We start from the raw sequence: 12,299 nt of genomic DNA on the forward strand, positions 1-12,299 counted from the left end.
TGGTATCCCAGTTCACAGATTTGTTCCAACTGCGGACACCGACAAAAAATGCCACTGCACAAAAGACAGTATGACTGTCCCAACTGTCACATCTCAATAGATCGTGACTTAAATGCGTCAATAAAGAAAGGAAAACGCGGATAGTTCAGCCGTGTAAGCCTAGTGATGGAAAGGTCTTATGAAGATCCAAGCTAGGAACTAAACATCATACAATTAAGTTTGAGTAAGTTTTAGAGAGCGGAAGATGGAACAATCGGGAGAGGGTTTGGAGACCAAACCCCTACATCAGATCAGAGGGTTTGGAGACCAAACCCCTACATGAAACAACGATTTTTCGTAGGGGCGCAATGCGCAGGCCCTACAAGGGACTGGAGCGATCGCCTCCAATAGATCTCGTTACGAAAGCTAACGCTTTCTTCACCCGGAAACGACTGAAGTCGTTACTACAAACATCCTCCTCAGAGGGACCAACTTCTTGTATAATAGGGGTTTAACCCCCCTTGAATGGGTTAAATTTTTCAAAACTCCAGAGAAAGTCATGTTTCCAAGACTTCATCATTCCCCCAATCTGGATTTGAAATTCAAGGTGATCTACCTCACTCCACCCTGAGTCTGCGATCGCTTCGGGGTTCAGAAGTCATCACCATTTACTGCCGTCAGGGATCATCAGGGTGATAGGAGGAAGATCCCCCAACAGCAGCAACCGCGATCGCTGCATTGGAAACGTTCTGCCCCCATATTATAAATAGCTGATATTGCTTCTGCTTTTTTAAACCGATTGCAGCTTGATTCAGCAATCCATTATCCATAGAGAGCTTCATCCTCAGATGGAGTCATCTCATTCCTTGTGCCACCGTTAACCCCAAAACAAATTATCCCCACAGTGGATATAGCCAGTCTTGCAGCAGTTTGACACCTCACCCCCGTCCCCCTTCGACCGGTCGAAGCCTGTCCTGAGCCCTGAGCCAGTCGAAGCCTGTCCTGAGCCCTGAGCCAGTCGAAGGGTCGAAGGGGGTCGAAGGGGGTCGAAGGGTCGAAGCCTGTCCTGAGCCCTGAGCCCCGCCGAAGGGTCGAAGGGGGTCGAAGGGGGTTGGGGGTGAGGGCATTCCACAACTGATAAAGGAGCTGCTATATAGCATCCTCTGTCTTCCTGAATTACAAGATAACAGATTAAACAAACTGGGTTATCCCTATGAGAAAACGCTCGCTTAACGCTTCAGAAATTGGAAAGCTCAAGGCAAAAGTTGCGTTTGAAAGAAGTGGCTGGACGCAACAAGATTTGGCCTCTGAAGCGGGGTTAGAAACCCGTCAATCTATTTGGAAATTTTTGACAGGCCGGCCTATTGAACGGGCGATTTTTATCGAGATTTGCTGCAAATTAGACTTGGATTGGCAGGACATTGCCGAGTTACCCCCTGATGTTACCCCAGAGCCTGCCAAAACCGCCGATGATCCCGGGTTAGATCCGCCCATAGAAGATATCACCGCCTTAGTCACCGAAGTGCGATCGCGCATGAGGGAACCCATTTTCGCTCAATGTGGTACTCTGCGTCTTTTAGACAACTCCCAACCTGTTGCACTCGATGATATCTACATCCAGGTTAATATTCTCGAACAACTGAGTCGGCAACGATGGCTAGAAGTCTCGGACCTCCAATTTCAGCCCAGGCAAACTCGTCAGTCCAAGGGTCAGGTACACCAGAGCATTTCCGCATCAGAACAACAGTCCCAGATGCCAGCAATCCAAGCGGTTTCTACCTATTCCAAGTTATTAATACTGGGTAAGCCCGGAGCCGGTAAAACTACGTTTTTACAATCTCTTTCTCTCCGATGTATTCAAGAACAAATCGAACAAAAAGTAGGAGTAAAAACTGGCATTCTTGCTGTTCCTATTTTTATTAGAATTAGGGACTGGACAACCGAAAGCAAACAGAGTGGAAATCGCAGCCTACTCCATTATATTACTAAAAGTTTTAACAACTTTGGCCTGTCATCGGCTAAGGTTGAAACCTTGCTGCAAGGCGGTCACGCCTTGGTTTTGTTAGATGGATTAGATGAAATACCGGACAACGACAGCCGAGAAATCGCCTACGAAATCAACCAATTTTGTGAGACTTACTATCAAAATAGGGTAGTCATCACTTGTCGCTTGGGGGGAGGCGAGTACCACTTCACGGGGTTTACAGAAGTAGAACTGGCTGATTTTGATGGCTCACAAATTGAAGCGTTTGCTCACAAGTGGTTTGTCGCAGCCCGTGGCGATCGCGAAGCGGGTTTACTGCTCTCCCAACGCTTTTTAGAAAAGCTCAATCTCCCCGAAAATCAACCGATTCGGGAGTTGGTGGTTACGCCAATTCTGTTAACCCTAACCGCGAGTATTTTTCAGACAAAAGAAGATTTCCCAAACAAACGTTCTAAACTCTATGAAGCGGGATTGGATATTCTGCTGGTGCGCTGGGATGAAGCCCGAGGGATTCAACGGGATGAAGTCTATCGCAATTTATCCTTGCCTAGAAAAATAGAACTGTTGAGTCAAATTGCAGCCACCACATTTGCTCAAAGTAATTACTTTTTTGAAAAGCGGGAAATTGAGCATTATATCGGGGATTATTTGGCAACATTAGCCGAAAGCAATACAGAACCGGAAACCTTGCGATCGCAAAGTGCCACGGTCCTAGATGCGATCGAAGCTCAACATGGTTTATTAGTCGAACGAGCAAGGGGAATTTATTCCTTTTCCCATTTAACATTCCAGGAATATTTTACCGCTCGTCAGATTGCGGCGACACCGGATCCCAGTGCCTTGGAGGAGGAGTTACAAGGGTTAGCGAGTCATGTCTGGGAACCGCGATGGCGAGAAGTGGTGTTACTCACCTCGGAATTGTTAAGAAATGCTGACCCTCTGCTGCAAGCGATGAAGCAGCAAATTGATGTCATGTTGGTTGCTGATGGCAAGTTACAGCAATTTTTAGCTTGTACCAGTGCTAAATGCCGACAGCTAGAAGGATTGTACAAACCCGCAGCAATCCGGGCATTTTACTTTACTCTGTTTCGCGATCGCAGCCTGAGTTTAGCCCTAGCCTTGGACCCCAGTTTAGCCCGGGATTTGGCCCCGGAGTTAGCATTGGATTTGGAATTAGCACGCGCTTTGGAGTTGGTTCAAAGTCTGACCCGTAATCCCAATGTCAAACAAATCCTCTCCCTGGGTTTTGCTCTGGACCTCGATCGCAGTTTAACCCATGAGCCAGAATTGCGTGAAGGATTGCAGGAGATCAAGGACCAACTGCCAGATCCTGGGGAGGGTCGCGATCGCTTAATTGCCTGGTGGGGCGATCGCGCTCATATCTGGGCTGAACAATTTCGCGCCTTGCTCATCGAGCATCGCCAAATCGGTCATAATTGGCAGTTTATCCCCCGACAACTGGCTCTACTTGACCAGTATTATCAAGCCAATCAACTCCTCGTGGATTGTCTGCATGGCGAGTCCCATTGCTCCTCCGTCGTGCGATCGCACCTAGAGGCAACGCTTATCTTACCCGTCGGAGAAATCGAAACCTCCGAGATCGCCTCCAATGCCTCATCCGACTACTTTATTCAAATCAGTGACGGTTCTATTCCGTTCGCTGAAACGATGCCGTAAGTTAAAGGAGTAGGGTGGGCACTGCCCACATAGCTGTTCGGTGGCTTCACCACCCTACAATTGCTTCAGGGGGAGGGTTTGGACTATTTTATTTTTTGGAGTTCCCTAAGTGGATTGACTGGCTTTGAATCAATCCAGGTTTATGCGCCGAAGACTGAGTTATCAGCTAGAATGAAAGATGCTGTCTTTTTTAAGGGATGAGAATCATTACATGGCTAAGAAATCCATGATCGAGCGGGAAAAGAAACGCAAAGCGCTCGTTGAGAAGTACATTGATAAGCGGTTTGAGTTAAAAGCGCAATTTGCCGCAGCGACGGATCCAGAAGAAAAATTGCGAATTCACCGTCAAATTCAACAACTGCCCCGCAATAGCGCCCCGAGCCGGGTCCGCAACCGTTGCTGGCTGACAGGCCGTCCCAGAGGGTTTTATCGCGATTTCGGACTCTCTCGGAACGTGATTCGCGAAATGGCCCACGAGGGACTTCTCCCTGGGGTCGTTAAATCAAGCTGGTAGTCCAAAGCTAGATAGAGCGTGGATTTTGGATTTTAGATCAGCAATCTAAAATCTAAAATCTAAAATCCCGACGCTCGCGCTTGTTATTGTCCACAACAGCGATCAATTCCTAGACTATCCAAAAGTAAGTCACTGACGGCATTGGCGATCGCAAATTCCCCATAAAAACTTTTAGAAAAATCAAACGCCTGCATTTCAGTCACGATCGCAATCACGAGACACCCTAAGTCATTCTCGCCTTCGAGTCGCTGACGGACAAAAATTTGAGTCGCTCGTTCAGCAATCTGCTGATTGACTGCCTCGGGAAGAAACTCGCGATCGAGCCACTGTTGTAAAGCAGCCTGCAACCATATCCCCTCCTGTTGAGGATTACTCATGGGGGGCAAAGTAATCGGTTTAATCGGTTCACTCATGGGCATTGAATGTGACATTACTATTTCACGATCTTATAGTACATTCTCCCTCAAACCCACCTTAAACGGGCATCAAGGATCAACCCTAAAAAATGATGCCTCCAGTTCGGTGTCACAACTTCAGTCGTTCCCTGAGTTTAAAATCACAACTTGAGTCGTTATCCGATGTTTGTAGTAACGACTTCAGTCGTTATCAATGTTCGCAATAACTCCCACAGATTCCCAGGAATTTAAACCCTCCAGGTTATCGGTTGACGGAGCATTGTCCATGCTCTCAGATGAATCGAACCTCTTGCTTGCGTCAGTTTCTACAACAAGCGGGGGTTTTAACCCTAGCCCTGAATTGGTGGTAAATTTGATGACAAAAAATCGTTGTTTCATGTAGGGGTTTGGTGACCAAACCCGCTGATCTGATGTAGGGGTTTGGTGACCAAACCCGCTGATCTGATGTAGGGGTTTGGTGACCAAACCCTCTTCCTCCTAAGTCAGAGTATTCCCTAAGTTCTTCCCTTTTTAAGCCGTTCCTCCCTTGTCTGTGTCTGCGATTTCTCAATTTTTAACCGGCTAAGTTCATGGAATTTGATATTCCGGCAATCATCCAAGGTTACGCCCAAGGCTATTTTTTGATGGCGAATGTAGGCGATGAAAGCGTCGGGTGGTACTCCAGTCGCAAGCGCGCGCTGATTCCCCTAGACGATCGCTTCCGCTATCCTTCATCCCTAAATCGCGCCCTCAATCAAGAACGGTTCACTGTGGCGATCGACCGAGATTTTAAGGCAGTCGTCGAGGGGTGTTCCGATCGCGAGACGACTTGGATTTCTCCTGAATTAAAAGAAATTTATTGGGAGCTTTACTGCCAGGGTTGGGCCCATAGTTTTGAAACCTGGCAAGGAGATACTCTCGCTGGGGGGATTCTGGGGATTGCGATCGGGGGAGCTTTTATTGGAGAGTCGATGTTTTATCGGATTCCCGAAGGGTCAAAGGTGGCGATGGTTAAACTTGTAGAACGACTGCGCGATCGCCAGTTTGTGTTATTTGATGCCCAAATGAGCAACCCCCATTTGGACCGATTTGGAGCCTTTACTATTAGCGATCGGGAATATCAGCCCTTACTCCAAAAAGCCCTACAACGCTCCTGTTCTTTAGTCTAACCCCCACAGGTCCCCAACATTATCCCACCTTGCGCTCAGTCACTAAAGTCAGACTGCTCCATTCTCCCCTCGGACCATAATAGGCGATTAATCGCTGCCGGAGGTTGGGTTCAATTAACCAACCCGCTTCTAAAAAGAACATCTGCCCCACTTCCACCCGGAGAGGAAAAGTCAGGGAAGCCCCATCCGGTAGCATCAACACCCGGACGGGATGAGAACCCCCCTCGAACTCCAAAATCGGCCCATCAACGCGCCCTGTAGACCCGATTTCATGAGGGCGATCGTCCCCATTGGCCAAACTAATCCGTTGATCCACACCCTCTGTCCCCGTTCTTTGCAGTTCCAGAGTCGTTCTGAAAGTCTCCGCATTTCGCAAATCAGGAAACAGCGTTTGTGCTGACCCCTCCCACCGTCCCAACAATTGCTCTAGGGTCAGAGGCGGATTTTCCGTCGCCCCTGCACCCACCCGCTTTTCTCGAACCAGAGTAAACCGTTCCGCCTCACCCCCCACCGCAAATTGATGCACCGCCCGCAGGCGACGGTTACCCCAAATGAACCCGAACTCGATGAGAAAAGTGGAGACGGGGGACAATTGCATCGAGGACTGAGAAAACGCCCCGGAATCAAAAAATAAAATATGCCGCCCCAAAGATTGGTACTCTTGGACCACTTTCTTAACGGGGGAGTCCTTCTGCCAATCACCCCCGGGGGCAAAAAACCGCAGAGTCAGGCGCGCCTGTTGATTTTCATCTAATCCCTCCAAGGAAAGTCGAGTGGGGGTATCTTCGAGTTGGGTGCCCGTCGGTGAGAGTCTCGTGAACGACCCCTCCCACTCTCCCAGATTTTGCAGGAAATTTTCCCATTGCGTTCCCATGTTTTTCCTTGCCCTCCATCCCCGACATTCAGATAAAATACTCAGTTTCCATCCCCTTTATACCAGAGTCGGCGATCGGTTCAGTCGGGGTTAAAACCCGGGTTTCTTTACCCAATCCCTGCCAATTAGCACCAAATCTGGGCTAGAAACTGGGTTTCTTGTCCTCTTTTTTTAATACCTAGCCCGATGTCGTGGGAGATGGATTTTTACTGTCTTGATAGGCGGTCAAGGCAATGATATGATCAAAAACTTGACCGATTAAAAAAGAGAGTCCACTCAGCATTGCTCCGGTCCTGTATTGTCTTGATTGGCAGACTTTTGGTCTGAAAGATAACGGAATTTAGACCGGAGAAATCGGTAGAATCGTCTACAGTAATGCCAAAGTGGTGAAGTCGTCGAGCGATTAATAGGTGAGATTTCCATGACCATGACAAATCGAGTCGGGAACGCAAGGGGGCCGCGCAGGGTCAGGTTCTCCTTTTCTATATCGAAGCAGGTGGTTCGTCCAGGGATGCCGCCTGCTATGGATCTAGCGCCGCTCACCGCGCTGTGCGCGAGGATCGCTGGACAAAGCACCCTGGTTCTGGTGGCGCTCTTGCTGTCGGTGGGTGCAGCGACAGCACAACGTCCGACCCCTCCGCCTCCACCCAGACCCCTAGTTCCCGTTTCAGAAACTCCGGCATCCACCACCCCGGAAGCGGCCAATCCTTCCCCCTCGGCTGACCCCACCCCAACGGAGGAACCCACTCCGGCAGTCACGCCGGAGAATGAACCAGAGAATGCCCCGGAATCAGAAGCGGCCCAGCAAGAGGTGTTACAACAAAGCTCAGAACTCGATCCAGCCGTTCAACAGCAGATTCAAGCCGAAGTTGACCGGGCTTTTATGCGGACGATGAGTCCCTTAGCTGCTGCGATCGCCGGATTAGTCGTCCTTCCCGTAGCAGCAACCTTGGGCGGAATTTGGCTGCTCAGAAAAAGCGTCGCCAATCAGGTTGCAAGTGAGGTGAGAGAACAATTCGGACAAACCCCTCTTTCACAAATTCCTGCCTCACAAAAAGGGGGGAGTTTGGTCAAAAGTGAGGTAGATGGACAGCCTCTCGCACTTGCCGAAGAACCGAAGAATACGGCTCAATTAAACGAGTTGATTTCGATGGCCTTAGCGACTCAAAATTTAATTTCAGAAGCTCGCACAACCATGGAAGAGTCGATGAAAATGCAAACCCGGATGGAGGAACCCTTCCAGGAAATTTTTGGCATTTATGTCAAGCAAGGGAATGAGCTATTTCGGGAGGGGAGATATGAAGATGCCGTGGAGATGTATGACAAGGCCACGGAAATTAATCCCGAGTGTTATGAAGCGTTTTTAGGCCAGGGAGTCGCCTATACTCGATTGCAAAACTACGACGAGGCGATCGCCGCTTATAACAAAGCCATTCGCACCAGTTCCGAAAAAGCCGATGCTTGGTACGGAAAAGCCCGCTGCTATGCCTTGAAAACCGATACAGACATGGCAGTTGATAACCTCCGCCAAGCCATCTCTCTCAACCCGGACATTAGAGAAATGGCTCAACATGAGTCAGACTTTAACTCCGTTCGGGAAATGGAAACCTTTGATAATTTGATGCGTTCTTAAAGCCGGTTTGAAAACGCAATTAAACAATCTAATCTAGGGCGTTGGTGCAGGAGTAAATCAAGGTAGAAACCCCGTTTCTAACCTTTACTGTACCGACGTCCTATTTTATATAATCATTCCAGGGAACGCTTGACAGATGCTATTAAGGAGTGCGAGCATCTTGCTCGCTTGGGACAAGAGCGAGCAAGATGCTCGCACTCCTCTAGCATTCCTATAAATATCTGTACCTCATGAGTCCACCGAACCGCTATAGCAATCCTAAATGATTTATGCCCTCTCCTGCTCCCCTCTCCCCCTTTGGGCCGCCGACGAGAAAGGGGTGAGGGCATTCCACAACGGATTTAGGATCGGATATATAATCATTCCCGGGGACGGTTGACTCGAATCAATTTACCCTGTAAAGTTTCTTCATCATAAATTGCCTGATCAATCCGCTGTGCCAGTTTCTCAAAATTTGGATCTTCCGTGCAGACAACAATACCTGAATGGTTCGGTTGCAAGCGATGCAGCTTGATGTAATCTCGACGATTGCCCGTCAAAACCACGCGATCGCATTCTATAGAAAAAGCCAAGACTTCTGCATCAGGAATCCCCAGATTTGCTTTTCCGGCTGCCCTCACCGTCAACAGATCATGTCCTAAATTCCGTAATAATTCTACAACAGGGAGAGGAAAGTTTTCATCTACATAAAAACGTGTCATTCTCTAGTCTTCCTCATCCCCTTCCATTATTTCTTCATTTTCTTGGATAGCACGTTCAATTTCCTCCGTATGTGCCTCAGCATAAGCCCAAACATTGACTAAATCTGCCGCAGTCAGATGGGGAAATGCTTCGAGAATAACGCGATCGCCAGCCCCCAGACGACGATAATTGATCACAGACCAAAGGGGAATCCGGGTATTGGCAATACAAGCATCTCCACCACAAACCCCGGGAGTTTTGGTAATGCCTAGAGAACCATTGCCTAAAGTTTGGATTAAAGTCTGGATAGCCTCCGCTTTTTCGGCTGGTGTTAAAGCCAGAAGTTGAGTTTTTAATTCGGCTATTGTCATGGTTTATTTTGCTGTTTAAATGAATTGTAGCATTTAGCGGTTCCCAAGAGTTATTCGCGTAAGCAATCGTGCAGAATAAATTGCACAGTTATATGTTAAGGAGTGCGGGCGTCTCGCCCGCTAATTAACAATAGCGAGCAAGATGCTATAGCAATCCTAAATCAGTTGTGGAATGCCCTCACCCCCAACCCCCTTCGACCCCCTTCGACCCTTCGGCGGGGCTCAGGGCTCAGGACAGGCCTCTCCCAGAACGGGAGAGGAGAGAAGACAGATGTTATAAATCATTTAACAATGCTATAGCACTCCTCTAGCACTCCTCTAAATATCTGTACCTCATGAGTCCGGGAACTTAGCAATGGTACAGTGGACCGGACTAATTTCCTTGTCGCTAACGGTTAATTCTCTCCACCTGCCCACCCTACGTTCTGTAGGGGCGCTCATAGAAGCGCCCCTACAGGTTTTAACTCTAGCCCTGTCAAGGTGTATTTGTAGGGGCGCAATGCGCAGGCCCATACATGAAATCACGATTTTTTGTCATTAAATTTATCACCAATTAAGGGCCTGCGCATTGCGCCCCTACATGAAATAGGGACTATCAAAGTAACAATCTGCATTATTTCGTAACCACAACCCTAATAAATAGTTATGATACTAAATCATATCCCTCAAGCTAAGGGAGCTTACCCCCATGTTCACTCAGCCTTTCACCACTCAACTTTGCACCGGGTTCGGTTTAGCCTTACTTGCCCTGGGTTTAGCCAGTTGCGGCGCACAAAATAGCAACAGTGCAGTTGCCACCCCGCGTTTCTTCTGCGGACAAGACCCTCAAGGCACATACATCACCTACGCCGAAACCCCCCGAGGAAAACAAGCCTTTATCCGCTGGAAATCAGACTATTTTACCGCATCCGGCTGGACTCCCGAGGCCCGTTGCCAGGAAGTCTCTCCCAAATTCCAACAAGCTGCCGACAATAACCAACTGAACTATATCACAAACGATACACTGAATGATTTACCTGTGCTCTGTGCGGCCATTAACGATAACGAACGATGCGGCTTAATGTTATTTACCCTACGCCCGGAAGATGACCCAAAAGCCGTCCAAAAAATGTTAATTCAGATGGGTCGAGGGAGTGCGATGGGGCCAATTCCTCAAAGTGGCAGTTATAAAGTTCACATTCCCCTGAGCGATATTTTCCAAAATTTACCCATTGAATAACCCTCAGCATGGGGAGAATTAGGACATTTCCCTAGTCTCCCTCCCCTTAGAAGAGTAGGTTTTTAAGTTTATAGTGAATTCGCCTAACTCTTAACTGCACCTGATGGTCCCCTCCCCTTGGCAAGGGGAGGGTTAGGGTGGGGTCCTCCGGTCCCCTCCCCACGTCACGCACTCACTGGATGCGATCGCGCCTGTATGGAGGCTCGTCCCACCTCTTTCTTCGTGACTCAGGCGATCGCACTTGCGCGTAGACACTCCACCCACCGATTCCCCGTGACGTGCGATCGCACGTCAGGAGGACCCCACCCTAACCCGGACCTTGCCAAGGGGAGGGGACCGGAAGCGGAGGTAAAAAATCTACTTATGACCCCACCCTAACCCGGACCTTGCCAAGGTCCGGGGACCGGAAGTAAAAAATCTACTTATGACCCCACCCTAACCCGGACCTTGCCAAGGTCCGGGGACCGGAAGCGGAAGTAAAAAATCTACTCTTGTAAAGTCTCCCTTCCCCGCTCATATTGAACTGCCACAGGAAGAAATGGTGATTAAAAAACCCTCAAAACTGCTCCAGGACTTACGCATTCCCTCAATACCTGTAGGGGCAATTCGCGAATCGCCCCTACAGATCGGGTTGCTTCTCCAAATATGCGTAAGTCCTGTATTCCTCGTGGGTGCGCTACTTTTGCTCACCCCAACTCTGCATAGCTGCCAGATGCTCCCGAGTATTTCCCAACCCCAGATTAATCCGAACTTATCCTCGGAAGAACTGCACCAACTCGCCACCGCAATTACCGTCAAAGTCATCGGAGGTGAGTCAGCCGGTTCCGGAACCCTCATCAGAAAAGTCGGCACAACCTATACCGTCGTCACCAATCAGCACGTCTTGCAGGCAGTCCAAGCCGGGAACAATCACCGCTTAGAGGTCAACAACAATGACGAAGTTCAATGGGTCAAAAATATCCGCATCCAAACTTCAGACGGTTTAGATTATCCCGCCAGAATTGTTCAAGGCGAACAAATCAACTTTCAGGATAAAGATTTAGGCTTACTGGAGTTTAACGCGGATCAAGCTTATGATGTGGGTACATTTGCTAAAGCTGATGCAGCATTAAAACCCCGGGAAAAAGTCTGGTCCGCAGGTTTTCCGGCGGAATCTTCCACCGACACCAGCATCGTCACCGAAGGGACAGTCTCTCTCATCCCCAACCAAGCCTTAGAACAAGGATATCAACTGGGTTACACAAATCCCATCCAAAACGGCATGAGTGGCGGCCCGATGATTAACCAGGCCGGAGATATTATCGGCTTTAATGGAAGACATGGAAATCCCCTCTTTGGCGACCCGTTTGTATATGCCGATGGTAGCCGTCCCACGGACGCGGAACGGCAAAAAATGGTCGGACTCAGTTGGGGTTTGCCGGTGTCCGTGTTGGCGCAAGCCGCCCCAGAAGTGATGACCGAAGCCGAACCCTCCCTGACGGGAGTGGCGAAACAAATCTATGACACTGCCAAATCGGTGACGGTTCGCATTGAGTCGAAGACTAAACCCGGTAAAGCGCAAGTAGATTCAGCTCCGGGCTCTGGGGTGATTATTGGCAAACAGAAAAATACTTATTATGTCGTCACCGCCCACCATGTAGTGACCGATCCAAACCAAGATTATCAACTTATCGCCCCCGATGGCCGCAGCTACCGCCTCGACTACAGCAAAATTAAACAACAGGAAGGTCAAGACGTAGCGTTGGTGCAGTTTACCAGTAAGGAAATTTATCCCCTGGCGACTATTGCCGATTATCGGGTTAA

Annotated in this window: 12 protein-coding genes; 8 read left to right on the plus strand and 4 right to left on the minus strand. The window is 48.9% G+C overall.

All coding sequences use genetic code 11. The annotated features are described in order from the left end of the window. The 3 genes from J0895_RS01080 to rpsN form a co-directional block, all read left to right on the plus strand. Positions 1–144 (plus strand): zinc ribbon domain-containing protein (locus J0895_RS01080; RefSeq protein WP_207086308.1); only part of this gene is annotated, 144 nt, incomplete at its 5' end. 1,048 nt (positions 145–1,192) lie between these two features. Continuing rightward, complete coding sequence (locus J0895_RS01085) at positions 1,193–3,640, plus strand: NACHT domain-containing protein (protein WP_207086299.1); 2,448 nt, start codon at positions 1,193–1,195, stop codon at positions 3,638–3,640. A gap of 211 nt (positions 3,641–3,851) precedes the next feature. Then, positions 3,852–4,154 carry a 30S ribosomal protein S14 gene (gene rpsN, locus J0895_RS01090; protein ID WP_207086309.1) on the plus strand — a complete coding sequence of 101 codons (303 nt, stop codon included), beginning with the start codon at positions 3,852–3,854 and terminating at the stop codon, positions 4,152–4,154. An 83-nt stretch (positions 4,155–4,237) separates the two neighbouring features. Here rpsN and J0895_RS01095 read toward each other — a convergent pair whose 3' ends face one another. Continuing rightward, positions 4,238–4,567: a hypothetical protein gene (locus tag J0895_RS01095; RefSeq protein WP_207086310.1), complete on the minus strand. Its 330-nt coding sequence runs from the start codon at positions 4,565–4,567 to the stop codon at positions 4,238–4,240. Between the two features lie 572 nt (positions 4,568–5,139). Between J0895_RS01095 and aat the strand changes: the two genes are divergently transcribed. Next, entirely contained in the window at positions 5,140–5,718 is a 579-nt protein-coding gene (gene aat, locus J0895_RS01100) for a leucyl/phenylalanyl-tRNA--protein transferase (RefSeq protein ID WP_207086300.1), read from the plus strand. A 19-nt stretch (positions 5,719–5,737) separates the two neighbouring features. On the opposite strand, the gene J0895_RS01105 is transcribed toward aat, so the two are convergent. Further along, positions 5,738–6,592, minus strand: a complete 855-nt coding sequence (locus tag J0895_RS01105; protein WP_207086301.1) for a DUF3598 family protein — start codon at positions 6,590–6,592, stop codon at positions 5,738–5,740. Between the two features lie 523 nt (positions 6,593–7,115). Between J0895_RS01105 and J0895_RS01110 the strand changes: the two genes are divergently transcribed. Next, complete coding sequence (locus J0895_RS01110; RefSeq protein WP_207086302.1) at positions 7,116–8,225, plus strand: tetratricopeptide repeat protein; 1,110 nt, start codon at positions 7,116–7,118, stop codon at positions 8,223–8,225. A 359-nt stretch (positions 8,226–8,584) separates the two neighbouring features. Here the strand turns inward: J0895_RS01110 and J0895_RS01115 are convergent, their stop codons facing one another. Then, the gene (locus tag J0895_RS01115) at positions 8,585–8,926 is read right to left on the minus strand and encodes a DUF5615 family PIN-like protein (protein ID WP_207086303.1); all 342 of its coding nucleotides are present in this window, start codon (positions 8,924–8,926) and stop codon (positions 8,585–8,587) included. Positions 8,927–8,929: 3 nt separating this feature from the next. Next, positions 8,930–9,277 carry a DUF433 domain-containing protein gene (locus J0895_RS01120; RefSeq protein WP_207086304.1) on the minus strand — a complete coding sequence of 116 codons (348 nt, stop codon included), beginning with the start codon at positions 9,275–9,277 and terminating at the stop codon, positions 8,930–8,932. A 688-nt stretch (positions 9,278–9,965) separates the two neighbouring features. Between J0895_RS01120 and J0895_RS01125 the strand changes: the two genes are divergently transcribed. From J0895_RS01125 to J0895_RS01135, 3 genes are all read left to right on the plus strand, one after another. Next, on the plus strand, positions 9,966–10,496 hold the full coding sequence (locus tag J0895_RS01125; RefSeq protein WP_207086305.1) for a COP23 domain-containing protein: 531 nt from the start codon (positions 9,966–9,968) through the stop codon (positions 10,494–10,496). A gap of 117 nt (positions 10,497–10,613) precedes the next feature. Then, positions 10,614–10,874, plus strand: coding sequence for a hypothetical protein (locus J0895_RS01130; protein ID WP_207086306.1), 261 nt, complete (start codon positions 10,614–10,616; stop codon positions 10,872–10,874). A 160-nt stretch (positions 10,875–11,034) separates the two neighbouring features. Next, positions 11,035–12,299, plus strand: a 1,265-nt coding sequence (locus tag J0895_RS01135; RefSeq protein WP_207086307.1) for a S1 family serine peptidase, incomplete at its 3' end; no start/stop codon positions are given.

This window comes from Phormidium pseudopriestleyi FRX01 (assembly GCF_017313335.1).
In the GTDB taxonomy this organism is placed as follows: Bacteria; Cyanobacteriota; Cyanobacteriia; order Cyanobacteriales; family Laspinemataceae; genus Laspinema; species Laspinema pseudopriestleyi.

Excerpts from the sequence above, each read along its gene's own strand:
- J0895_RS01120 (WP_207086304.1), bottom strand. The coding sequence starts at position 9,277 with ATGACAATAGCCGAATTAAAAACTCAACTTCTGGCTTTAACACCAGCC.
- J0895_RS01085 (WP_207086299.1), top strand. The coding sequence starts at position 1,193 with ATGAGAAAACGCTCGCTTAACGCTTCAGAAATTGGAAAGCTCAAGGCA.
- aat (WP_207086300.1), top strand. The coding sequence starts at position 5,140 with ATGGAATTTGATATTCCGGCAATCATCCAAGGTTACGCCCAAGGCTAT.
- J0895_RS01125 (WP_207086305.1), top strand. The coding sequence starts at position 9,966 with ATGTTCACTCAGCCTTTCACCACTCAACTTTGCACCGGGTTCGGTTTA.
- J0895_RS01110 (WP_207086302.1), top strand. The coding sequence starts at position 7,116 with ATGGATCTAGCGCCGCTCACCGCGCTGTGCGCGAGGATCGCTGGACAA.
- J0895_RS01095 (WP_207086310.1), bottom strand. The coding sequence starts at position 4,567 with ATGAGTGAACCGATTAAACCGATTACTTTGCCCCCCATGAGTAATCCT.
- rpsN (WP_207086309.1), top strand. The coding sequence starts at position 3,852 with ATGGCTAAGAAATCCATGATCGAGCGGGAAAAGAAACGCAAAGCGCTC.
- J0895_RS01105 (WP_207086301.1), bottom strand. The coding sequence starts at position 6,592 with ATGGGAACGCAATGGGAAAATTTCCTGCAAAATCTGGGAGAGTGGGAG.
- J0895_RS01115 (WP_207086303.1), bottom strand. The coding sequence starts at position 8,926 with ATGACACGTTTTTATGTAGATGAAAACTTTCCTCTCCCTGTTGTAGAA.